22 protein-coding genes are annotated in these 24071 nt (G+C 50.4%); 16 read left to right on the forward strand and 6 right to left on the reverse strand.

The genetic code is table 11. The features are described from left to right. Nucleotides 1-4: 4 nt before the first annotated feature. The 8 genes from RB297_RS01480 (at nt 5) to RB297_RS01515 (ending at nt 7894) form a co-directional block, all read left to right on the forward strand. The gene (locus RB297_RS01480) at nt 5-886 is read left to right on the forward strand and encodes a carbohydrate ABC transporter permease (RefSeq protein ID WP_036665327.1); all 882 of its coding nucleotides are present in this window, start codon (nt 5-7) and stop codon (nt 884-886) included. A 14-nt stretch (nt 887-900) separates the two neighbouring features. Beyond that, nucleotides 901-2028 (forward strand): glycoside hydrolase family 88 protein, encoded by a 1128-nt coding sequence (locus RB297_RS01485; RefSeq protein WP_213577968.1) that lies wholly within the window; start codon nt 901-903, stop codon nt 2026-2028. A gap of 173 nt (nt 2029-2201) precedes the next feature. Further along, nucleotides 2202-2837, forward strand: a complete 636-nt coding sequence (gene copC, locus RB297_RS01490) for a copper homeostasis periplasmic binding protein CopC (RefSeq protein ID WP_375119521.1) — start codon at nt 2202-2204, stop codon at nt 2835-2837. Beyond that, nucleotides 2837-3925 carry a copper resistance D family protein gene (locus tag RB297_RS01495; protein WP_375119522.1) on the forward strand — a complete coding sequence of 363 codons (1089 nt, stop codon included), beginning with the start codon at nt 2837-2839 and terminating at the stop codon, nt 3923-3925. The genes copC and RB297_RS01495 overlap by 1 nt, the downstream gene beginning before the upstream one ends. Before the next feature lie 145 nt (nt 3926-4070). After that, nucleotides 4071-4505: a GNAT family N-acetyltransferase gene (locus RB297_RS01500; RefSeq protein WP_375119523.1), complete on the forward strand. Its 435-nt coding sequence runs from the start codon at nt 4071-4073 to the stop codon at nt 4503-4505. A gap of 57 nt (nt 4506-4562) precedes the next feature. Continuing rightward, on the forward strand, nt 4563-6263 hold the full coding sequence (locus RB297_RS01505) for a GAF domain-containing sensor histidine kinase (protein WP_375119524.1): 1701 nt from the start codon (nt 4563-4565) through the stop codon (nt 6261-6263). After that, nucleotides 6260-6901: a response regulator gene (locus tag RB297_RS01510; RefSeq protein ID WP_096773435.1), complete on the forward strand. Its 642-nt coding sequence runs from the start codon at nt 6260-6262 to the stop codon at nt 6899-6901. The genes RB297_RS01505 and RB297_RS01510 overlap by 4 nt, the downstream gene beginning before the upstream one ends. A gap of 174 nt (nt 6902-7075) precedes the next feature. Continuing rightward, on the forward strand, nt 7076-7894 hold the full coding sequence (locus RB297_RS01515; protein ID WP_096773436.1) for an NmrA family NAD(P)-binding protein: 819 nt from the start codon (nt 7076-7078) through the stop codon (nt 7892-7894). A gap of 292 nt (nt 7895-8186) precedes the next feature. On the opposite strand, the gene RB297_RS01520 is transcribed toward RB297_RS01515, so the two are convergent. Continuing rightward, complete coding sequence (locus tag RB297_RS01520) at nt 8187-9059, reverse strand: AraC family transcriptional regulator (RefSeq protein ID WP_375119525.1); 873 nt, start codon at nt 9057-9059, stop codon at nt 8187-8189. Nucleotides 9060-9259: 200 nt separating this feature from the next. On the opposite strand from RB297_RS01520, the gene RB297_RS01525 reads away from it, so the two are divergent. From RB297_RS01525 to RB297_RS01545, 5 genes are all read left to right on the forward strand, one after another. Beyond that, nucleotides 9260-11944 carry a family 78 glycoside hydrolase catalytic domain gene (locus RB297_RS01525; RefSeq protein WP_375119526.1) on the forward strand — a complete coding sequence of 895 codons (2685 nt, stop codon included), beginning with the start codon at nt 9260-9262 and terminating at the stop codon, nt 11942-11944. 132 nt (nt 11945-12076) lie between these two features. Continuing rightward, nucleotides 12077-12499: a cell wall hydrolase gene (locus tag RB297_RS01530; RefSeq protein WP_009589484.1), complete on the forward strand. Its 423-nt coding sequence runs from the start codon at nt 12077-12079 to the stop codon at nt 12497-12499. 88 nt (nt 12500-12587) lie between these two features. Further along, on the forward strand, nt 12588-12989 hold the full coding sequence (gerQ, locus tag RB297_RS01535) for a spore coat protein GerQ (protein ID WP_374705876.1): 402 nt from the start codon (nt 12588-12590) through the stop codon (nt 12987-12989). Between the two features lie 444 nt (nt 12990-13433). Continuing rightward, nucleotides 13434-14753, forward strand: a complete 1320-nt coding sequence (locus RB297_RS01540; protein ID WP_096773440.1) for a hemolysin family protein — start codon at nt 13434-13436, stop codon at nt 14751-14753. Between the two features lie 216 nt (nt 14754-14969). Next, nucleotides 14970-15413 carry a hypothetical protein gene (locus RB297_RS01545; RefSeq protein WP_235201883.1) on the forward strand — a complete coding sequence of 148 codons (444 nt, stop codon included), beginning with the start codon at nt 14970-14972 and terminating at the stop codon, nt 15411-15413. 68 nt (nt 15414-15481) lie between these two features. Here RB297_RS01545 and RB297_RS01550 read toward each other — a convergent pair whose 3' ends face one another. The 4 genes from RB297_RS01550 to RB297_RS01565 all read right to left on the reverse strand — a co-directional run bounded on the left by RB297_RS01550 (nt 15482) and on the right by RB297_RS01565 (nt 19871). Then, nucleotides 15482-16300, reverse strand: a complete 819-nt coding sequence (locus tag RB297_RS01550) for a DUF4367 domain-containing protein (protein WP_375119527.1) — start codon at nt 16298-16300, stop codon at nt 15482-15484. Then, nucleotides 16278-16868 carry an RNA polymerase sigma factor gene (locus tag RB297_RS01555; protein WP_036665307.1) on the reverse strand — a complete coding sequence of 197 codons (591 nt, stop codon included), beginning with the start codon at nt 16866-16868 and terminating at the stop codon, nt 16278-16280. Before RB297_RS01555 ends, RB297_RS01550 begins: the two co-directional genes overlap by 23 nt. A gap of 371 nt (nt 16869-17239) precedes the next feature. Further along, on the reverse strand, nt 17240-18469 hold the full coding sequence (locus tag RB297_RS01560) for an aminopeptidase (RefSeq protein WP_375119528.1): 1230 nt from the start codon (nt 18467-18469) through the stop codon (nt 17240-17242). 169 nt (nt 18470-18638) lie between these two features. Continuing rightward, nucleotides 18639-19871 (reverse strand): aminopeptidase, encoded by a 1233-nt coding sequence (locus RB297_RS01565; protein WP_375119529.1) that lies wholly within the window; start codon nt 19869-19871, stop codon nt 18639-18641. 146 nt (nt 19872-20017) lie between these two features. Between RB297_RS01565 and RB297_RS01570 the strand changes: the two genes are divergently transcribed. Next, complete coding sequence (locus RB297_RS01570; protein ID WP_009589418.1) at nt 20018-20305, forward strand: hypothetical protein; 288 nt, start codon at nt 20018-20020, stop codon at nt 20303-20305. Between the two features lie 88 nt (nt 20306-20393). Here RB297_RS01570 and RB297_RS01575 read toward each other — a convergent pair whose 3' ends face one another. Beyond that, the gene (locus tag RB297_RS01575; RefSeq protein ID WP_375119530.1) at nt 20394-21746 is read right to left on the reverse strand and encodes a TrkH family potassium uptake protein; all 1353 of its coding nucleotides are present in this window, start codon (nt 21744-21746) and stop codon (nt 20394-20396) included. Between the two features lie 77 nt (nt 21747-21823). On the opposite strand from RB297_RS01575, the gene RB297_RS01580 reads away from it, so the two are divergent. Together RB297_RS01580 and RB297_RS01585 are read left to right on the forward strand one after the other, a co-directional pair. Further along, nucleotides 21824-22741 carry a DMT family transporter gene (locus tag RB297_RS01580; protein ID WP_375119531.1) on the forward strand — a complete coding sequence of 306 codons (918 nt, stop codon included), beginning with the start codon at nt 21824-21826 and terminating at the stop codon, nt 22739-22741. 111 nt (nt 22742-22852) lie between these two features. Then, a complete protein-coding gene (locus RB297_RS01585) occupies nt 22853-23989 on the forward strand; it encodes a zinc-dependent alcohol dehydrogenase (RefSeq protein ID WP_332294254.1) in 1137 nt (378 codons plus the stop codon). Nucleotides 23990-24071: the final 82 nt, after the last annotated feature.

Here is a 24071-nt window from a genome sequence, read left to right on the forward strand (position 1 = left end):
TCTCATGCGAACTACTAGATCGGTCAGTGAAGTCCTGTTTGATTCTGCGAATGTCATTCTATTGTGTTTGTTATCGATCATAACGCTATATCCGTTTCTCTACGTATTGTTTGCTTCGATCAGCACGCCGGCCGAATTCGTTCAGCACCGGGGCATCCTGCTGTGGCCCAAGGGCTTCTCGCTGGACTCCTATCGTATGGTATTCGAGAACCCGAATATCATCCGAAGTTACCTCAACACGATATTTTATGTGGTCGTCGGCACGACGCTGAACATTCTCATGACGGCTCTCGGAGCCTATGGTTTATCCAGGAAAAACGTGATGTGGAAAGGCGCCATCATGATGCTGATCGTGATGACGATGTTTTTTGACGGCGGGCTCATCCCGAAATACCTGCTCGTGAAAAATATGGGTCTGCTTGATACGTACTGGGCATTGATTATTCCAAGCGCCATGACGACATGGAACTTGATTATTATGCGAACGGCATTTCAAGGGGTACCCGATGCGCTCGAGGAATCCGCGCGGATCGACGGAGCCACCGACTGGACCATTCTGTTCCGGATCATCATCCCGTTATCGCTGCCGGTCATTGCGGTCATGGTCCTCTTTTACGGGGTGTGGCATTGGAATAAATGGTTTGATGCCCTCATCTATCTAAGGGACCGGGACTTGTTTCCGCTGCAGTTGATCCTGCGCGAGATTCTGATCCAGAACGATACCAGCAGCATGATGACCTCGGTAGGAGGGGGAGATCGGATGCCGGTTGGCGAAACGATTAAGTATGCGACGATTATGGTGGCGACGCTGCCGATCTTGTTTCTGTATCCGTTCTTGCAGAAATATTTCGTGAAGGGCGTCATGATCGGCGCCATCAAAGAATAGGAGGTATGTGAACCATGTGGGAACAGGCCATCATGGATGCGGTTGAAAAGACCAAGAGGAACATCGGTTTATTTCCGATGAAATTCCCTCACATCACGGCGGAGAAGCGATACGAGTGGGGAGAAAGCAATGACTGGATTGAAGGATTCTACACCGGAATGATCTGGCTGTGTTATGAATATACGAAGGACCCGCTGTTTAAGGATACGGCAATCGCTCAATTGGAGGATTACAAGGCGCGGCTGGAGGAGAAGCGGCATCTGGATCATCATGATATCGGATTTCTGTACCTGCCCTCCGCATTGGCCGCGTGGATCGTGGATGAACATGAAGAGGGCAAACAGCTGGCCCTAAAAGCAGCCGACCATCTGATGCTGCGCTGGCGGGAAGAAGGCCAGTATATTCAGGCCTGGGGCCGGAAGGGCGACGAGAAGAACGGCGGCCGCATTATCATCGACTGCATGATGAACATACCGCTGCTGTATTGGGCGTATGACCAAACAGGCGACGAACGCTACAAACACGTGGCCGTCGCGCACGCGGAGAAGAGCCGCCGTTATTTAATGCGAGGGGATGATTCTTCGTACCATACCTTCTACTTCCAGCCGTCGGACGGGAAGCCCATCGGCGGTGGGACGCACCAAGGATATCACGACGGCTCCACCTGGACGCGTGGGCAAGCATGGGCAGTCTACGGATTTGCGCTTTCCTACCGTTATACCCGTGATCCGAAGTATTTGGATACCGCCGTGCGAGCTGCCCGCTATTTTATCGAGCATTTGCCGGAAGACCATGTCGCCTATTGGGATTTTGACGTTCCGATCGAAGCGGGTACGCCTCGCGACAGTTCCGCTTCCGCCATCGCCGCATGCGGGATGCTGGAGATCTTGGAGCACCTGGAAGAGGAAGATGGCAATAAAGGGCTATTGACAGACGCCGTCGAGAAGTCCATGATCTCCCTTGTAAACCGTTATTCCACTATCGGTGAAGCTGCCGAGGAAGGCTTGATCAAGCATGGTTCCTATTATGTCAGAGGCGGGATGGGACCGGACGATTACATGATCTGGGGGGATTATTATTATCTCGAGGCCTTGCTGCGACTGACCAAAGGGATACCTGGCTATTGGTACGAGAGAGGATAGTAGAACCGGATCCGTGAACTATAACGGGAACGCCGCAATCTGTGCGGCGTTCCCTTTTTTGTGTAAAATAGGATAGGATCATTGTTCACAATATACTCATTAGCATTGAGAGAACGTCTTTGTTATGATGGGGAAGATTCAAATTTAAGATAAATGGTTTGGAGGAGATAGGCATGTTGAAACATGTGAAAACTTCGGTTCTGCTGACCTTGGGTCTGCTGCTTGTACTGGTGTTCCCGACAGCAACGTGGGCGCATTCCAAGCTGGAATCCAGTACGCCCGCGGCAGACGCCAAGATCACGGAAAGCGTGAAGGAAGTCAATCTGTCATTCAATGAAAATATCGATGAAAATTTAAGCACCCTCAAGGTGAAGAATGCGCAAGGCGAAGAGGTTGAAGTATCGGAAGTCAAGGTTAGCCAGAACACTATGGCTGGAACGCTGGCAGCACCGCTTCCATCCGGTTCTTACACGGTGGAATGGAAGATCGTTGGCGGAGATGGACATCCCGTTGAAGGAACGTATGCTTTCGAAGTCGATGCACCGGAAGGGGAAGCTGCTCCGGAGACTTCTGCCGACACCGAAGAAACGCCTGCGGATACAGGAAGTACACCGGATGAAACAGCAACGGCGGATGAAACAGCCGCAGACAACGCAGATCCGTCGACGGATACGAATCAGCAGGCGGAGAATACGCCGGCTAATGACACATCCGAAGGAAACGGGTCGACCGTGTGGATCGTGATTATCGTCATCGTGGCCGTTGTCGCAGGATACTTTGGAATTAAAGCATCCCGGAAGAGAAAGTAATGTCTTATTATTGGTTAAGCGAGCCGTTTTTATATTTAGCATACGCCATTCTGGCCGGGATCACGGTGTTGTCCCTGGTACCGAAGGCTTATAAACCGGACATATCGGTACCGGCCTGGCTCGGCCCAGCGGCGGGGGCAGCCATCATCCTATTCGGCTTTGTGCCGCTGCTGCAAATCATCATGTTCTTCAAGGATGATATCGGATTCTGGCAGTCCTTTAACAGCATCATGTTCAAATTCAGCGAGGGCGAGCGTTATGCCTGGATACTGGTTCTTTCGATCCTATTGGCGGTACTGACCCTGATCGTCCGCCGGAAGCCCTTCTCTCCCTTACGCTGGCTTATGCCCGCTCTTCTGTTGGGCATTGCCGTCGCCATGTCTTCGTTCAACCACGCTGCATCCCTGTTCGATGGCGTTGGACAGCTTGCTTTCTTCGCCCATTTCACGGCGATGGCCATATGGACGGGAACGCTGCTGCTTACAGGATGGTTCAGCACGGAACATGATCGCTGGAGTGCGTTTCTCCGATGGTTCCATCCATTAGCCATCGCCTGCGTCATCCTTGTCATCGGATCGGGTCTGTTCCTGATGACAGCCGTGACGCCGGAACCCGTAAACAGCTGGACGCTGTCCTACGGTCAGGCCCTGCTGGTCAAGCATATTCTCATTCTGCCGCTGCTGGTGTTCGCGTTCGTTAACGGTTATCTCGTCAAGCGCAAGCTGCGCAGGGATACAAGCTATCGACCTGCGGCATGGGCACGAAGCGAGGGAATCCTGATCTGGCTGATTTATATCGTCACCGGCTACATGAACCAGCAGCCGGCGCCGCACGAGGTCGTGGATACATTGGCGTCATATGGCCCTGCAGCAACGTTTGTCTGGTTCCATCCCGGGTTTACGATCGGTGAATTGGCCTTTACGTGGAGCTGGATCGGGATACTCTGCCTGTGCCTTGGGCTTGGTCTCCTCTGGAATGTCGTGAACGTATTTCGCAGGAACCGGGCAGCAGCCGCCGGGCTGTTAAGCGGGTTAGGCGCCGTTGCGCTGATATATTGCGGTTTGATGTTCTCGGTTACCGCGGTTTAACTTGTTTGAAGTGAAAGGTCCTTGCTGTTTAATCAGCAGGGCCTTTTTTTGGTATGGGAGCAATGATAGATGGCTGGATAAAGGTGGTATACTTGGGGGTGAAGATCGAACATGGACCAAATCTTGAACTGGGGGGAAATATGATATGGAAAAAGTGAAATTTATTCGCTTAGCATCTCCTACGGATGCATCCGTACTGGACCGATTAAACGAGGAGTTTAATGCGGTTAGGATGCAGCTGGAGGAAATTAAATGTAGTTTGGAACAAGCGGATGAGATCGTGGCCATCGCTTATTTAGGCGATGATCCTGTAGGATTTGCCTGCGCCCAATCATTTAAGTCCTTTTGTTACCGGGAGCTTGTCGGCGAGATAACGGAAATGTACATTCAGGAGCGGGCAAGAAGGCAGGGTCTGGCAGGAATGCTGCTCGTTTTTCTGGAGGAACAATTGTTCGCGCGCGGGGTGAGCACGGTTAAGGTGCTTACTGGTCATGATAATCGCCATGCCATCGGAGCATATGAGAAATCAGGTTATAAGCGGGAGGATGAAGTGCTTCTGGAGAAAGAACTGAAATCATAGTGTATAATCCTAACTATGAATATTTCCAATTTTCGGTATGAATGGAGGTGAATCAGAATGTTATGTGATAAAGACCAATACGTTGAAGAACTGCTCGTTCTGAAAACGATTGCGGAAAATTTGAATCAGAGCAACGACATGAAGCAAATGCTGCAGACGACACTCGAAAAACTGTTGGAGTTAACCCATCTAGAGACAGGTTGGCTTTTTCTGGTCGAGGATAAACCCGACTATATTTTGATGGCTGATTACAACCTTCCCCCTGCTTTGTCACGTGAAGACAAAATACCGATGCGATGCGGAGATTGCCTATGTCTTCGCATGTATTGGGCGGGAAGTTTAAACGAACCGGTTACAATGATTGAATGTGAGCGCCTGCATAATGCCAAAGAACAGTGCTGGGGAGAAACCCACAATTTGACCCATCATGCTACGATTCCCCTCATGGTTCAAGGCAAACGGCTGGGGCTGCTGAATGTGGGCTCGCCGGACAAAGAGCATTTTAGCGAGGGAGAACTTGCGCTGTTGCAATCCGTTGCCTATCAGATTGGAACGGCGGTCGAGCGGACAGAACTGTCCGAGCAAAGGGAGAAACAGGCGGTGGACAGCATGGCCCGTTTCATCGTCGATTATTATGCCAAGGCAAGCAAAGTAACCAGATATCTATGGAAAATTAACGATATGAAGCGAATGCTTGAGGCGATCGTGGAGGAGCTTGCTCATGCGTTTGGATGGCCGACTGTTGCCATGATTACGTCTGACGATGACAACTTGTATCTTCGTACGGTCCGACAGAATGAAGTGACGCATAGCTGCAAGGAGCTGGTACGAAAGGCTGCCCATAAGACCGCACGAAAGTCAGGAATCGTACAACGGGCATATGAGGAACAAAACGTAGTGGTGCAAGAAGGCCTGGTCCGGGTGCTTCCCGGCGTTCAGCCCCATACGTATACGGCGGCGATACCATTAAAGCATCTTGAGCGTATTTTTCAGACCTATGAGACGATGGGGGTGCTCTTTATTGGCCGTGAGAGTGGGCCCTTCTCTGAGCTGGAGGTTGAAATCTTAGAGGTGCTGGCGGAGCATATATCATTGGCCATTGAAAAGATATGTTTATATTACGAGTGGCAGGATTTATTGTTGGTTGAAGAGAGGAACCGTTTGGCACGGGACCTACATGATTCCGTCAATCAAAAGCTGTTCTCTCTTTCACTGCTTGCCCAAGGCGTGCGTGAGACGACCTTACATGAGAATCCGCATACGGCGGAGGCAATACACGATATTGGACAGCTTGCCCAGGAAACGCTCACTGAAATGCGCTCGTTAATTTGGCAGCTGCGACCTTCCGGAGAGGCCAAAGGGATATTGGCTTCACTGAAGGACTATGCCGAGAAACTTGGCATACAGTTGACGTTTATCATGAAGGAAATTCCTGTTTTGACGAACCGGGTGGAAGAGTCCTTGTATCGAATTGGGCAGGAGGCATTGAACAATATCAGCAAACACGCGGGTACGAATCGAGCCTGGATCCGAATGGAACAGGACGGCTCCTATCTATATATGAAAATATCGGATCAAGGCCGAGGATTCAACCCGGGATCGCCCGAACTCTGTCCGCATTCGCTTGGGCTTACCAGCATGAGGGAGAGGGCTTCAGAAATACAAGGAACCTTAAGTATAAGCAGCGAGGAAGGCACAGGGACGATGGTGACCGTGATGGTTCCGTTTTTATCCCAAGAAAGAGGTTTGAACTTATGAAGATTAAAGTGCTAATTGTTGATGATCATCTCGTTGTATTAAGGGGGTTGCGTTATTTTCTGCAGACACAGCCCATGATCGAAATCGTAGATCAAGCTCTTAACGGGCTAGAGGCTCTGGATAAGGTAGAGAAGCTGCAGCCTGATGTGGTCCTGATGGATCTGAAGATGCCGGAGATGGACGGAGTCGAAGCCACGAAGCGAATCACAAACAAGTTTCCACATACGAAAGTTATCATTCTTACCAGTTTTGCCGATCGGGATTCGGTTTTGCCGGCGATTAAAGCGGGAGCTATTGGATATCAACTGAAGGATATCGAGCCTAAAGTGCTGGTCGAAACCATCATCGCTGCTGTAAACGGAAATCGCATGCTTCATCCTCAGGTAACGAATCAATTAATTGCCCATGTGGCGACAGATACCGAGCCTGTTAAAGGCATCGACATTCTGACCATTCGTGAGCAGCATGTACTTGAACAGATTACGCTCGGCAGGAGTAACAAAGAAATCGCCGCAGAACTACATATTACCGAGAAAACGGTAAAGACGCATATCACGCATATTCTGGGAAAAATGGAGGTGCAGGACCGCACCCAGGCTGCCTTGTATGCGATAAGGAACCATTGGTTTAACACATAGCCATCAGACTATGGTCGTAATGAAAGGTCTTATCTTCGGATAAGGCCTTTTTGGAATGGCTGATTTAGACCAGGGCTGGACGTAACCGGTCTGGAATTGCGTTTAAATGGAACTACAGGGAAACAGTAAGAACAACACTGTAGGCTTGTAATGGCTATAAAGGAGGATTAAACAATGACAATATTAGTTACAGGTGCGACAGGAAAAGTTGGTCGACAGGTTGTGAATGAGCTGCTTAAGACTGGACATCGCGTCAGAGCGCTCAGCCGATATCCGGCATCAGCCATATTACCTGCTGGCGTAGAAGTGGTTGCTGGTGATCTGAGTAAGCCCGACACGCTGGTTCCAGCATTACGGGGTGTGACCGGCCTCCATTTAATCACGACAGGAGCAGGCTTCGTCCCGCTTACGACAGGGGAAGAGATTATTCGAATCGCGGAGGCTGCCGGAGTAAGGCGCGTCAGCGTATTGTGGGACGGAAAGAAAGGGACGGTAGAGGAGGCGCTTGTATCGAGTAATCTGGAATGGACACAGCTGCAGCCGGTAGATTACATGTCCAATGTTATGAACTGGAGAGAATCGATCCGAACCGAGGGTGTAGTACGCGATATGTTTGGTGATTCGTTAAATGCTTCGATTCATGAGCGGGATATCGGTCAGGTGGCTGCAGCGGTCCTGACGGAGGACGTTCATGTGGGCAAAATTTATCCTTTAACCGGTCCCGAGGCGCTAACGGTTCCTGACAAGGTGCAGATTCTTAGTCACTATATCGGTAAAGATGTAAAGTTTATTCAGTTAACCGAAGAGCAGGAGCGTAAACGAATGGCCGAACTTGGGGTTAATGAGGGCGTCATTGATTACGTCATCAACTGGTACAAGAATCCACCAATCGAAGCATACACCGTCAATCAAACGGTTGAACAGATAACAGGACGTCCTGCAAGAACGTTTGCCGAGTGGGCGGAAGAGCACGCAAGATACTTTAAATGGTAAAAAAAGGACTTATGCTGCTATGAATGCAGAAGAAAAGCTGCCTACAGCACTTGCCGATGAGATCCGAATGTTAGCTAAAGCGGCATTTGCATCCGGATTCAAGTTGTTGGTATTCTGAGCTCAGTTCTATTGATAGGAATCGCAGTAATATCTATGACTTCCCTACGTGATAAAAGCCCTATCAAGGGTAATGAATAACTATCATCGAAATCATCAAAGTACATTCAATAGCATGATAATCCTATCTTTAAGGATCATCATGCTTTTATTATTTGCTGGAGCATCCGGTCATTTATCCATAATGCTGCGTTTCGGAGCGATATTGACCCGGCGTGAGTCCCGTGCTTCGCTTGAATACCGAGTTGAAGGAATGCATGTCCTTGTAACCGACTTTTTCGGCGATCATACTGATTTTGTCTGTGGTGGTTCGCAGCAGCTCGCGGCTCATTCGAATGCGTACGGTCTGCAGATAATGATGCCAGCTCTGGCCGGTATATCTGCGGAACAATCGCTGAAGATGGCGTTCGCTGAAGCCGCTGATCTGCGCAAGACGCATCAGCGTGAGCTCATGCATGTATTGTCCCTCCACGTATTGAAGGACATCTTGAAAAGAGGGATGCGAAGGCTCCGAGGTGATAGGCTGCGAATGCTCGATGGCCCGGCTGAACTCAATGATCAACTGTAACAGCAGCGTATGCAAATAGACGGCTGAGCCGCTGATTTGCATGGCATAATGTTCATAGAGGGAGACGAACAGCTTCTCGAAACGGTCATGCCGATCCGTAATGGCGCGGTACCCAAGCGAGCCGTCTTCCATCTGTTTCAATAAGAAGGCTGTCCTCGAATCGGAAGCAAAGGCAATCAGTTTCGGCAGAAGTTTAACGGAGAATATGCAATTGTTCACGATGAGCGGCTTCCCGTTGGAAGAGGTAGGCCGAAATACGTGAGGCATTCCGAGCGGTATATAAAACATATGTCCTTTGCGAACCCGCTGCACCGAGTTCTCCATGTGATGGAAGCCTTCTCCCTCAGCAATATACGCAATTTCCAGAAAATCATGGTTATGGTAAGACCCCGAAAAATTCTCCGCGTTACGATTTACATACATCAGGGTGTCATCCCGGAAAAAATAATCTCCGTAATAGGTTTCCATCGGTCGTTTCATCCTGTTTGCTCCTTTTCATAAATCGAGGATGGATGTCCGTTTTACCACATTAAATTGTCCGTTATCCCCATCATCTTGCTTGTAGGTTCACTTATAATAATAATTGAAACAGACACAGAAATGAAAGCGTATATCAAGCCAAGCGGCTAATTCAAACGGATTGTTGAAGCAGCCTTCTTGAAGTGAACGGAGGAATGAGCATGTTCAGCGTAACGGATGTACGATGCGAATATCTTCATCAACCGATAGGTATCGGAGAGCGAAAGCCGCGCATCAGTTGGAGGTTGGCCTCGGACGAAAGAGCCGTCAGCCAAACCGCTTATGAGATTGAGGTTTCCAACGAGAAGGAATTTGCCAAGCCCTGCTGGACATCAGGGAAAACAGCCTCGTCGCAGTCGGTTCACGTGGAATTAACGGGGCTGAGCGTAACATCATGTAAGCGCTATTTCTATCGCGTGCGTGCCTGGAACCAAGCCGGGGAATTGACGGAATGGTCCGACACGGCCTACTGGGAGACTGGAAAACTGGAAGGGGAGCCATGGGTCGGACAATGGATATCTGCACCACGATCCTTGCTGCCTGTTGAAGCCGGTCACCTCCCGCTGCTCCGCAAGAGCTTCAGCTTAAAGTCGCCCATTACGAAAGCAAGAATATATGTCACGGCGCTGGGCCTTTATGAACTTGAGCTTAACGGACAGAGAGTGGGAGACTGTTATTTCACGCCAGGCTGGACGAGTTACGATCATACGATTCAGACGCAGACCTATGACGTGACCGAGATGCTGAAATCTGGCCAAAACGCGATCGGCGCTTGGCTCGGTAACGGTTGGTACAAGGGACAGCTGGGCTGGGAGGATCGTCACGCGATTTATGGAGATCGATTAGCGCTTCTGCTGGAGCTGCATATCACGTATGCTGACGGCAGCGAAGAAGTGATGACAACCGATTCAAGCTGGCAGTCGGCCAAAGGCCCGATCGCCATGTCGGAGCTATACCATGGCGAAACCTATGATGCGCGCCTCGAATTGGACGGCTTCAGTTCGGCAGGTTATAACTCGGTTGATTGGCATGGCGTGGAAACGATCGACCAAGGTTACGACAAGCTGAAGCCCCAGATCAACGAGCCCGTGAGAGCCGTTCAAACGGTGCGGCCCGTGGAATGTCTGACCACGCCCAAAGGTGAAACCGTCATCGACTTCGGACAGAATTTGGTAGGCTGGGTCCGATTTAGCGTGTCCGGTGCGGAGGGCACAACGGTGACGCTGCAGCATGCGGAAATCCTGGATGCCGAGGGTAACTTTTATACGGAGAATCTCCGAACCGCTAAACAAACGATTCAATACACGTTAAAAGGCGGAGGGAACGAAATCCATGAACCTCATTTTACGTTCCAAGGCTTCCGATATGTTCGTTTAGACGGTTTCACGGAAGATCAGCTGGACCTCCGGCATTTCGAAGCGGTCGTGCTCCATTCGGATTTCGAAGAAACCGGAACTTTTCAATGTTCGGATCCCATGGTTAATCAATTGCAGAGCAACATTCGATGGGGACTGAAGGGGAATTTCCTCGACGTGCCCACGGATTGCCCGCAGCGTGACGAGCGGCTTGGCTGGACCGGCGATGCGCAGATGTTCATCGGGACGGCGGCCTATCTTGCCAACGTGGCGCCTTTCTTCACGAAATGGCTGTCGGACCTGGCCGCGGAACAGCGCGATGACGGAGCGGTTCCGTTCGTTGTTCCGCATGTGCTCGGCGATGAAGCCTATGCTTCGGCCGCATGGGGAGATGCAGCGGTCATTTGCCCGTGGACGGTGTACGTCAATTTTGGCGATCGACGGATATTGGAGCGTCAATATGAGAGCATGAAGCGCTGGGTCTCCTACATTCAAGCTCAAGGGGAGCATGAATATCTGTGGAATACCGGCTTCCATTTCGGCGATTGGCTGGGACTGGATGCGAAATCCGGGGACTATGTGGGTGCTACGGAACGGGACTTTATCGCTTCGGCGTTTTATGGTTATTCGGTGGAACTGCTTAGGAAAACCGCGGTCGTATTGGGACGAGAACAAGATGCTGCCCTGTATGCCGAGCTTAAAGAAAAGGTTGTCGCTGCATTCCGTAACGAATTCGTGACCCCGTCCGGAAGGCTTGCGGCGTCGACGCAGACCGCGCACGTGCTTGCGCTTATGTTCGGGCTGCTGGATGAGGCGGCGGAAAAACGTGCGGCGGATCGTCTTTATGCATTGCTGGAGGAGAGCCGGTTTCATTTAACGACCGGTTTTGTGGGCACGCCTTATATTAATCATGTGTTAAGCCGGCACGGCATGCACGATGCGGCGTATAAGCTTCTGCTGCAGCAGGACTATCCTTCATGGCTGTATCCGGTGACGAAAGGCGCCACGACGATATGGGAGCATTGGGACGGCATCAAGGAAGACGGCAGCTTCTGGAGCCGCGACATGAATTCATTCAATCATTATGCATACGGAGCCATCGGCGAATGGCTGTATCGTTCGGTTGCCGGCATACAGACCGTGGAGGATGCGCCGGGTTATAAACATATCCGGTTTGCGCCTGTACCGGGCGAAGGCCTGACATGGGCGGAAGGCAAAATCGATACGATGTATGGAACCGTCCGGTCATGCTGGCGGATGGAAGATGATGGCGAGTTTCAGCTGGAAGTGTGTATTCCGCCTAATACGACTGCTGAAATTTGCCTGCCGGGTGTTTTTGACGTTTCAAACGTTAAGGAAGGCAGCACGATCCCTCTAAACGAAGCGAGGGGGATCCATTCCGTGGTTGATGGCGAAGCGGGTGTTGTGATTCAAGCGGGTTCGGGGGAGTATACGTTCCGTTATGTATACAACTATCCTAAAGCGAAGTAAGGCATGATAGCAGGAGACCAAAGTTCTTTACCGCGATGGACGCGGTAAGGAACTTTTTTTTCGTATCCAGGCACATTTCTGGGCGAATGCACATACGATACAAAGTGATCTTAAGGAAGCGAGGGGAACTCTGTGGCAGTCATCAAAGCGAATTCGAATGATGTGGATCTTCTGGCAAGATTGATCCGCGCAGAGGCAGAAGGCGAAGGTGAGCAGGGCATGCTCATGGTAGGGAATGTCGGGGTGAACCGGATACTGGGTAACTGCCTGGATTTTCGAAACATCCGCAACATGAACGATATGGTATTTCAGAGCCCGGGTGGTTTTGAAGCAACACAGAAAGGCTATTTTTATCAACGGGCCAGGGATCGGGATCGTCAGCTAGCCCAAAGGGTCATTAATGGGGAACGCATATGGCCGGCTAGCAACGCGCTATGGTTTTTCCGCCCGGCAGGGGACTGCCCGGCAACCTGGTACAATCAGCAGAACACAGGCCGATTCAAGGCACACTGCTTCTTCACCCCGACATATGCCGATTGCCCGTCCGTTTTTTGATTCATGTTATACAACCGCTTAGGCGGGAGTTATAAATTAAAGGAGGAAATTACTTATGTACAATCAAGGTGTGCCGCCTGTGAACTTCATGAATGGAGTCCGTTATCCGGGAGTGCCGAACCGCGGGACCGCTGGTTACACGGCAAACGTTCCACCGCAGGTGCCCAGCGGAAGTCCAATGACGCCGGGAGGCACCGTTGTTCCGGCACCGCCGCAATTCGAACAATCTTACGTGGAGAATATCCTTCGATTGAACCTTGGGAAGCAGGCAACGTTTTACATGACGTATGAAAACAATTCGCAATGGAATGCCAAGGTGTTCACGGGCATTATCGAAGCCGCCGGTCGCGATCATATCGTCATCAGCGAACGGACGACAGGGCGCCGGATCATCCTGCTGATGGTGAACCTGGACTATGTCGTGTTTGACGAGCCGCTCAATTACCAATATCCGGGCGTGATCGGCAATCCGCCTCCAACGGCAAGATAAATCTATTTTTGCGAATGCCCCAATAACCTTCGTTTACACCGATGTGAAACGGAGGTTATTTCATTTGGCCTTGGCAGAATATTCAATGGCATGCGTTTTTCTAACGACACTCGGCGCGGCCGCATAGTATTATTTTAACATTATGAATGTTTATTCATAGAATCGTTCAATTCATCGGAAAACGAGTGTTAACGGCTGAGAATCAAATTAAAGCTCATAACAACGATGATTAATGTCATAAGACAACGTTTGACTGTGTATCGTAGTACTATATAATTACTTATATAGCTTGAATAAGTCGGAATAAGACAAGGAGATGAGACCATTGGGAAGTTGATGCGTAGTCCGAACACGCTGTTATGCTTGATGGCACCACACATTTTTAATAACCGAAGGAGGTGTTCCTATTCGTCATAGCATGCTGTATGGCGGGTAGGAGATCGATTGAGTGACCCCTTACCGAGTTTGATAAGTTTAACCTTGGTATTGATTCTCGTCCTATTAAACGGATTTTTTGTATCGGCTGAATTGGCTTTTGTTAAAGTGAAGAGCAGCCGGATTGACGCTTTGGTTGAAGAAGGACATAGACGTGCACAATTTGCGCAGAACATACTGAAGAACCTGGACGGATATATATCCGCTTGCCAGTTTGGCATTACCATCGTGTCCATCGGCCTTGGCTGGATCGGCGAGAGAACGATTTCCGCCATGATTACGCCTTGGTTCAACGGAATAGGATGGAGCAACACAGCCGTTCATGCGGTGTCCTTGGTATTAGCCTTCATCTTGATCGCACTTATGCATATCGTATTCGGTGCATTGGCGCCTAAGACGGTGGCCGTACGCAAGGCGGAACAAATCACGCTGCTGTCCGCAGGCCCGCTGCGGGTATTTTACACCATCATGTTCCCGTTTATCTGGTTTGCCAATGGGCTTTCCAATAACGTTCTCCGCTTATTCCGGATGAAGCCGGTGGTTGAACGCAATGTCCATACCGAGGAAGAACTGCGGGATATGATGAAAGAGAGCAGCGAGAGCGGATTGATGGATAGCACGGAGATGACACTGGTAGACAACATTTTTGAATTTGCCGACACAACGGCAAGGGAGATCATGATCCCCCGTACAGAAATGATCTGCTTATACAACAATCTTTCATTGGAAGAAAATCTGAAGATTGCAAGCGAGGGCATGCGAACCCGTTATCCGATCTGCGACGAAGACAAGGATCATATCATTGGCTTTATTCACATTAAAGATCTGATGCGCGGCTTCGTTGGCGACCAGCTTTCCCTGATTCGCCCGATCATTGCTGTTCCTGAGTCAATCAAGATCAGCGAACTGCTGCGAAGAATGCAGCGGAGCAAGACGCAAATCGCCATTCTTATCGATGAATACGGCGGGACCTCGGGACTCGTGACCCTGGAGGATATTATGGAAGAAATCGTCGGTGAAATTCAAGACGAGTTTGACGAAGAGCGTCCAGGCATTGAAAAGGTGGGGGAGGATGAATACTCCATTGATGGATTGATGCTGATCGATGAAATCAATGACCAATTTGGTCTGAATGTGGATACAGAAGATTACGATACCATCGGTGGATGGCTGTCTGCGCGCCTTGAGGTGCTGCTTCCGCACAAAGGCCAGTCTGTTATATTCGAAGACTGTCGCTTTGTGATCGAGGAGACGGAGAATAAACGCATCTCCCGGATACGCCTGATCAGGCAAGAGCAGCAGCTGATACAGGAAGAAGCGGGCGCGTAAACTGGATATTAGAAGAAGCAGCGACATTAAATGTCGCTGCTTCTTTTTATTTGCAGAAAAGTTTCAAAAATTATATCAAACCGTGAAAAAATAGAAACTTTTACGCTAACACGACGTGTTAAAATATGGATGTTCCTATCATATTGAAAGAAAGGTGATATTATGTCGAAAGTACGCAGTCCAAAACGTATAGCTTCAGCACTTGCAGTCAGTGTTTTGTTAAGTTTATCCCTGGCAGGAGGGGCTTACGCGGACTCCGCTGCAGACATTGCACCCGGTGCTTTGACGACTCCGCCTCCGGTTGAAATGAATTTGAATTCTTCCATCAGCCTCTTAGCGAATAAATATTTGATCAACTACTATTCTACGATTAGCAAGGCAAGCGGCACCCAAGTGAGCATCAACGGATTTACCGGCGCTGGACAAGCCGTAGACAGCATCGGCATTAATTATGTTCTACAGCGCTGGACAGGGTCGGCTTGGGTGGATGCTGGCAGTGCATATGAAAACGGAACCAACAAGCTTTCGCTTAGCGGCACCAAAAATTTCAACGTTCAGGCAGGCTACTATTACCGTGGCAAAACCATTCATTGGATTAATGAGAACGGTACATATGAGGAAGGCACTTATTATACGAACTCGATATTAGTAGAACAGTAATTTCAATAGGTTATAACAAAGAAGGACACTTTATGCAAGTGTCCTTCTTTGTGTGTGCAGGTATGGTTCTAGTGTATGCTGTTGGCGATTTTAATGAATTCTTCTCTAGAGAACAATCCGCTAATATTCACCAATATTTTGTCATTGTCATGCAAAAAGCGGAGGTTGGTTTCAGTCAGGTAGGCTACGGCTCCGGATTTCAGCTTCAGCGTCTCGGTAACCTTTCCTCCAAGGCCGATGGACCGTTCTGCCGTCATGTCGATTAAATCGATGTAGAATACCTTTTCATCCGCATTCTTGTAGTGAAGATGAAGATCCAGGATCGGCGCGCTCTCGCTTTCCGCGATTCCCGTTGCCTCATAGAACTCAAAGCCTGGCGGAATATAGCCGATTTCAGGGATCTTGAATAATACGCGCTTTTGCGATTCGATTAAGGATTCGTTAGAATCCGTAAAGGGAACGTCTTCGGTTTCCACCAATTCAGCGGGCGGTACTTGGTCGGCGTTATCTGGGACAGGGCTTATATCCGGCGGAGGCGCAGTAAGGGCCTTGCTGGGATCGACGGGCTCTTTCTTGCCGAATATCTGGCCCGTAATGCCATTGCCCCAATCCACGATTTGCTGATAGATCGGCGATACGGCTTGCGTGACGGTAGGCTGGGAGAACACGAATGCCCCGAATGCCATGGAAGCTGCGATAATACCGGCCAACTGAAATCTGCGGCGTCGCTGTTTCCGATTGTTAAGTTTCTCGACCTGCAGCTTGACTTGCTGCCAGGATTGTCGCTTGGATTCGTTGTCCGTAGGGAGTGAGGAACGTGAAGCTGCACGATCAAAGGCTTCATCAAAGGCCTCATCAAACCAATCATCGTATTTTTCGTTGCTCATCCAATTCACCCCACTCTCTATACAGCATTTTCTTAACGGATTCCCTGGCCCGGAACAAACGCTGCTTCACGATCTCTTCGCGAGTATTCAGCAGCTCCGCGATTTCCCTGTAGGTCAGGCTGTGCTTCCAACGATACTCAATCAATAGCTTGTATTCAGGCTTCAATTGGTCGAGGTACTGCCCGATCGATTCCTCCAGCAAATTCGATTCCACCTGGTGTTCGACGTTCGTGGAAGAAACTACCACGTCCTCTTCATTAATAAAAACACTATCGACATCCACTTGGTTACGGTATTTTTTATTTTTTCTTAAATAATTCATGGTTGAGTTTTTCGCGACGACACGGAGCCAGCCCCGCATCTTGCTTTCCGTTTCGAACTTCGGCTTGCTTGTGATCACTTTGATAAAGGACTCCTGAATGATATCCTCAACAGCAGCATGATCCCGTACGACATACAGTATTTGCCCATAAACGAGGTCATAAAATTCATAATAGATTTCTTCCTGAATAGGTTCGCTCAGATCAGCGAAATCTGCTGCAAGGAGGAGCTGTAATCGGTTGGACACGCGATAATCCCCTCTCTGGTGTAACCATCCTATTTCTCTCATCATTTTACAACATATCGGGTAAAAAAGCCCTACAAATTCTAGTAACAGCCGACTCTGGAGACCGTAGGCATCCCGGCTTATCCTATGGAATTCATGGTATGGGGCCCGCTTTTTCGCCTCTATTATCGGCAAGTCAATGAGCTGCGCCCATCTCTTCATCATATGCTCGGCCATCAATGGGTATTAATCGAATCTGGGATTGACTCGGCAAGAGATAGGGCGGGGATGGACCAGACAAAAACAGGACAGCCTCTGAAAATCAGGCTGCCCTGTCGATCGTTCTTAATCGAATGTTGGGTTGCTAGTCATGGTAACGGGAAAAATGGCGATTATGCCCAGTTACCATCGATGAAGACTGGCTCTTCCTTGCCATCATGCGTGATTCCCGTAATCTGAAGCTCCTTGGAGCCCATCATGAAGTCGACGTGGGTAATGCTGGTGTTCAGGCCGCGTGCCTGGAGCTGTTCGGACGTCATGGTCTTGCCGCCTTCAAGGTTGAAGGCATATGCGCTCCCGATAGCCAGGTGACAGGAGGCATTTTCATCAAACAGCGTGTTGTAATACAGGATGCCGCTTTCCGAGATCGGGGAGCGGTGGGGGACAAGAGCCACCTCGCCCAGATAATGCGACCCTTCGTCCATGGAGATCAGTCGTGTTAAAGTATCCTGGCCTTGTTCGGCGGAAAAATCGACGATGCGCCCGTTCTCGAACGTAATCGAGAAATTGTCGATGATGTTGCCGCCGTAGCTCAAAGGCTTCGTGCTGCGTACGGTGCCGTTGACGCCGGTTTTGAGAGGGGCGGTGAACACTTCCTCCGTCGGGATGTTGGCAACGAAGCGCTCGCCTTTTTCGTTGTGGCTGCCCGCTTGGGCCCATATATGACCCTCCGGCAGCTCGATTGTCAGATCCGTTCCAGGAGAAGTGAACCGGAGCTTGTGATATTTCTTGACATTGAGTTCATCCGATTTGAGTTGAAGGGTATGGATATGCTCCTCCCACGCCCCAATAGGATCTTCCAGGTCCGCGCGAACCGCGTGGAAAATCGCGTCCCACATTTTGTCCACCTGCTGGTCGGCAGGAACGTCAGGAAACACCTTGGAAGCCCAATCGGGGGAAGCGTACGCAATGCCGGTCCAGCTCATTTTGTCGGCCTGCTGGTATTGCCGGTATTTCGACATGGCTGCGCCATATGTACGTTGATAATTGGATATACGCTCGGGATCGACTCCTTTTAACAGGTCGGGGTTCGAGGAGAGGATCGTCAAGAAAGCGGCTCCTTGTTCGGCAAGTTCGGTTACTTCCTCTGCGTAATAAGTCGGCGGTTCCAAAAAAACTTCGTCGGGCGCCAGATCGTACCGAATCCGATTCACGATCTCGTCACTGTAATTCACTTTCACTTGCTTGGCACCCGTTTCGTAGGCTTTCTTCACGATCAGGCGCACCAGCGGCGCCGCATCAATCATGGCGTTAACCACCAGCGTTTGTCCCGGCTGCACGTTGGCGCCGACCTTGACTGCTAGCTCCGCATAGCGTTCCAATTTTTGTTCAAAGCTGGACATGACAGACCCTCCATTTCTTATATGCTGCCTCATAGCAACTTCAAGCGTTGTTTAGATTATCGCACAATTTTTAAGTTTGTAAATCAACCTCGGGTCAATTAAAGTCCGAAAAAGTTAAAAGAAAGCAGCTACTTCGCGAGAAATAGCTGCTTAATGCTGCATCTTATTCTTAAAATGCCCAGTTTCCTTTCAGGAATACGGGTTCTTCCTTGCCATCTGCCGTAACGCCGTATATATCCATGTCGCCGGAGCCGATCATGAAGTCGACATGGGTTACGCTCGTATTGAGGCCGCTCTGAATCAGCTGCTCCTGATTCATGTCCTTGCCGCCCTCGAGACAGAAAGCATAAGCGCTGCCGAGCGCCAGGTGGTTGGAGGCATTCTCGTCAAACAACGTGTTGTAATACAGGATGTTCGACTCCGAGATCGGGGATTGATGCGGCACAAGCGCCACTTCACCAAGGTACCGTGCACCTTCATCCATGTTCAGGAGGCGCTCCAAAGTCTCATACCCTTGCTCCGCCGTGAAGCTGACCACCTTGCCTTCTGCAAAAGTAAGGGAGAAGTTGTTTATGATGTTACCGGCATAACTCAATGGCTTCGTACTATGTACGGTCCCGTTGACGCCTGTTTTGAGCGGAGCGGTAAAGACTTCCTCAGTCGGCATGTTAGCCACGAAGGAGTGTCCTCGTTCGTTGATGCTGTCGCCTTGTGCCCAAATGTGCCCTTCCGGCAGCTCGATGGTAAGATCGGTTCCAGGCGCAACATAGTGGAGCTTCTTGTATTTCTTGGCGTTCAGCACGGAGGATTTGGCTTCAAGCACTTCGAGATGTTGGTTCCAGGCCTCTACCGGGTTCTCCTGGTCCACACGTACGGTGTGGAAAATCGCATCCCACAATTTGCCGACCTGCTCGGATTCCGGAACATCCGGGAATACCTTCGCGGCCCACGCAGCCGAAGGAACTGCGATTAGGCACCAGCTGAACTTGTCGGACTGCTGATAGGCACGGTATTGCTTCAATGCTTCGCCCCGCGCCTTGTAGAAGTTTCCGATGCGCTCGGAATCGATGCCGCTGAGCAGATCGGGGTTCTCGGCCAGCACGTGCAGAACGGCTGCCCCGTTCTCGACCAGCTCCGTCATTTCTCCGGCATACCATTTTGGCGCTTCGGTAAATACGTCATCCGCAGCTTTTTCGAATTGAAGCCTTGTTATCGTTTCGTCGGTCCACAGGATCTTAACGAGGCGGGCCCCCGCTTCGTATGCCTTCTTGGCGATCAAGCGGGTAAACTCGGCGGAATCGACAGGAGCATGGACCACCAGCGTTTGCCCTTCCTGTATGTTGACCCCAACCTTTACGGCCAACTCGGCATATTTGTCCAGGTATGTATTGAAATCGGACATTTGGAACCCTCCAATGCAATTAATAATGTAACACCCCATATTATACTAGATCGAGCTGTATAAGAAAAACCATAATCAGCGATCAAGAAAAGTGATATACTGAGTCTTGTGAGTGCTTTACAACGTAACGAAGGAGCGTGAAAAACGTGTCACAAGTCCGAATCGAGCGTGCGGATATGAAGCGGGATGATGCCGATCAATTCGTGGGATATACCGTATTTTCTATAGATGGACATGCCTCATCCTACGAGATCACCTTCCTGAGCAAGAACGGCCGGGATTGGGATTACAGTCTGAACTTTGCCGGCGAGCCGGGAATCGAGGAGCAGTTTCTCCAGATAGACGAACGGATCGAAAACGATGACGAGCTGTTTGACGATTTGCTGGATGCAGCCATTGATGCCAGCGAATTCGGGGAATCAGAGGCGGACTAAAGAAACGTATTTAAGAAACAAACCGTACACCTCTCTTAGATGGAGGCGTACGGTTTGTTTACATGCGGCAATGAGCGGGCCGGATAGCTTATCCTATTGTGATTCGTCCTTCGGGATGGCGATACAGCTCCTTGTTATTCTTGCGGCTAAGCGCGTAGGCAAGCGTTAGCGGCCCCAGCCGGCCGAGGAACATGAGCATGGCAATGGTTACCTTGCCAACCCCGGAGAGCTCGGTGGTCAGACCCATGGATAACCCGGCCGTGCCGAAGGCGGATACGGCTTCGAACAGAATCCTTAAGAATTCGCCTGATTCCGTAACGGACAGGAACATCGAGGCGCCTACCAATAGCAGCAGCGATAGAATCGTCAGCGTGATGGAGCGGTAAACCAGGGCTTGGGAGATGCGGTTGCGATAGAGCACCACATCGCGTTTTCCCTGAATCATCGTGACGACGGCACCGATCAGCACGGCAAAGGTAGTCACCTTGATGCCGCCTCCGGTCGATCCGGGGGCGGCCCCGATGAACATCAGGAGAATCATGAAGAATTGGGACGATTGCTCCAGACTCGCAATGTCCAGGGTGCTGACGCCTCCCGAACGGGGAGTGATCGATTGGAATATGGAAGCCATAATCTTTACCGGATACGAAAGAGGCCCCAAGGTTTTGGGATTGCTGTGCTCCAGGATAAAGATCATGACGGCTCCGATCACGATTAACAGGGACGTCACCGTCAAGACAACCTTGGAATGAAGCGAAAGCTTCTTGCATTTCGGATACTCGATGAGATCAAAGATAACGATGAAGCCGATGCCCCCAAGGAAGATCAAGAACATCAGGATAATATTCACGATAGGATCCGCTACATAGGTGGCAAACCCTGAGAAGGGTCCGTGAATTTGGCCGAAGAGATCAAAGCCTGCATTGTTGAAGATGGAGATGCTCTGGAAAATGCCGAAGTATGCCGCATCGGAAAGCGGCATGATGGCAGAGAACCTGAGCGTCAGCAGCAAGGCGCCCGCGCCTTCTATGATCAGCGTGTAGACCAGCACTCTTCGGATGAGATCCACGATGCCTTGTATTTGGTATTGTCCCATCGCTTCCTGAAGGATCATGCGCTCCCGGAGCGAGATTCTGCGGTTAAACATCAATGCAATCCAGGTGGCCGAGGTCATAAACCCCAAGCCGCCAAGCTGAACCAGCATAAGCATGACAATTTGTCCAAATATCGACCAATGGGTGCCCGTATCCACGACGGTTAACCCCGTCACGCTGATGGCTGACACTGCCGTGAAGAGAGCATCTACCAGCGGAGTCGAAGTCCCGTCGGCGGTAGCGATAGGGAGCTTAAGCAGAAAAGTTCCGATCAGTGTGATCGATGCGAAACCGATCGCCAGAAATTTAGGAGGCGTAATTTGATTGCGTAGGTCTTTCTTTTTCATGCCGATTATCCTTTACCGAAAGTTTAATTTTGAAATCAATCTCTAATATAACACGAAAGGTGAATCATTTAACCATCATGAATTCGAACCGAGCACCGATTCCCGTTTTTATCCCGTTATTTATAGGGATTATAGCCATATCCTTTTCATCTATTTTCGTAAAATGGTCCGGCAGTCCCGTTTCCATTCAGGCCATGTACCGATTGGTGATCACGTTTCTGATCATGCTGCCGTTCGCGGGAAAGTACATGCCCGTTATCCGATCGCTGAAGCGCTCCGAAGTGCTTCTGCTGATTCTGTCCGGTGCGATGCTGGCCCTGCACTTTTTGTTATGGATGGGCTCCCTGAAGTGGACGAGCGTAGCCAGTTCTACGATCATCCTGGCCCTTCAGCCGGTATTCGTCATGATCGGCGCCTACATCTGGTTTAAGGAGAAAACGTCGCTGGCGGCCATAGGAGGTATGGCCATCGCCTTTCTCGGCGTGTTCCTTCTCATTGGCAGCAGCGGCTTCAGCGGGAACGAGGGACATCTGACCGGCGATATCATGTCTTTGCTGGGGACGGCCGCGGTGGCCGTCCATATGCTGCTCGGACAACTGCTGCTCAGAAGGCTGCCGTCATTCCTGTACAGCTGGCTGGTTTTTGCGGTAGCTGCTGCCGTATTGGCGGTATATAACGTGGGCATGCAGATTCAGCTGACCGGGTATTCCGCTCGCGAATGGGGGATATTCGCCTTGTTGGCCGTCGTGCCCACGGTATTCGGTCATCTGTTATTCAATTGGCTGATGAAGTATGCGACTGCCTCCACCGTGTCGATGAGCGTTCTCGGAGAGCCGGTTGGAGCGAGTCTGCTGGCTTTTCTCCTGCTGAATGAGTCGATGAATTCGCTGCAAGCCGCAGGCGGAGCGCTGGTGCTGTTAGGGCTGGTATTGTTCTTGAAGGTCGGCAGAACCAAAAAGCAGCCGGTGGACGTCCAGCCTGAAGCGCTGGGCTGATCCCGCATTATTTTGCCTGGATAGACTAGTTCCCGCAAAATTAGCGCACACTGAACATTAAAAAGCCAAAATATTACAATTATGGAATAAAGGCTTAGAACGGGGGCGCGCATGAAAGCAGTCACTTATCAAGGCAGACATCGGATCAAAGTGAAGGAAATGAAAGACGCCGTTCTTCGGCACAGCGACGATATCTTGGTTCGAGTCACCACCACGGCCATCTGCGGATCTGACTTGCATTTATATAACGGCGAGCTGAAGCATCTTAACGATGATTACATTATCGGCCATGAGCCGATGGGGGTCGTCGTGGATGCAGGGCCGGAAGTAAGCAAGGTCAACGTGGGGGATCGGGTGATCATTCCTTTTATCGTGTCTTGCGGCAAATGCAACTTCTGCCAGAATCAAATGGAAAGCCAATGCGATTATGCGAACGAAGCCAAGGATACCGGCGGTTTTTTTGGATACAGCGACGCGTACGGCGGCTTTCAAGGCGCGCAGGCGGAACTGCTGCGGGTACCTTACGGTAATTTCATGCCCTTTGTCATCCCGGAGGATGCCGAAATGGAGGATGAGAAGCTGCTCATGCTGTCCGATGCGCTGCCAACCGCCATGTGGAGCGTGGAGAACGGAGGAGTTAAGCCCGGCGATGTCGTCATTGTCCTCGGATGCGGCCCGATAGGATTGTTAACGCAGAAGTTTGCATGGCTGAAAGGAGCGAAGCGGGTCATCGCCATCGACCATGTGGACTACAGGCTGGCGCATGCCAGCCGCACCAATCATGTGGAAACCTACAACTTCGAGAAGATACCCGAGATCGTGAACTATATCCTTGAGATAACCAAAGGCGGCGCCGACGTGGTCATCGATTGCGTGGGCCTGGATGCCAAACGGACCGGCATCGAGATGCTGGGCAGCATGCTGAAGCTTCAGGGAGGCTCCTTGGGGGCTTTTCGCATGGCTGTGAGAATGGTGCGCAAGTACGGGACCATCCAGCTCACGGGCGTATATGGGCTTATCTACAATGCATTTCCGCTAGGCGAGCTGTTTGAACGCAATATTACGTTAAAAATGGGTCTTGCCCCGGTCATTCATTACATGCCCCGCCTGTATCAAATGTTGAAAGAGGGGACGGTGGATCCTTCGGATATCATTACCCACCGGTTTCCGATGGAGAAGGCTGCCCTTGGCTATGATATTTTCAATGAGAGGAAGGATGGCTGTATCAAGGTCATCCTGAAGCCTTAGACCACGCCAATCCAATTAAAACGAGGAGCGTTTCGGAAGATGAGCAGCACGTCCGGAACGCTTTTTTATTTGTATGGAAAAA

It is taken from the genome of Paenibacillus sp. CR_12 (genome assembly GCF_041953985.1).
Lineage (GTDB): Bacteria > Bacillota > Bacilli > Paenibacillales > Paenibacillaceae > Paenibacillus_AQ > Paenibacillus_AQ lautus_A.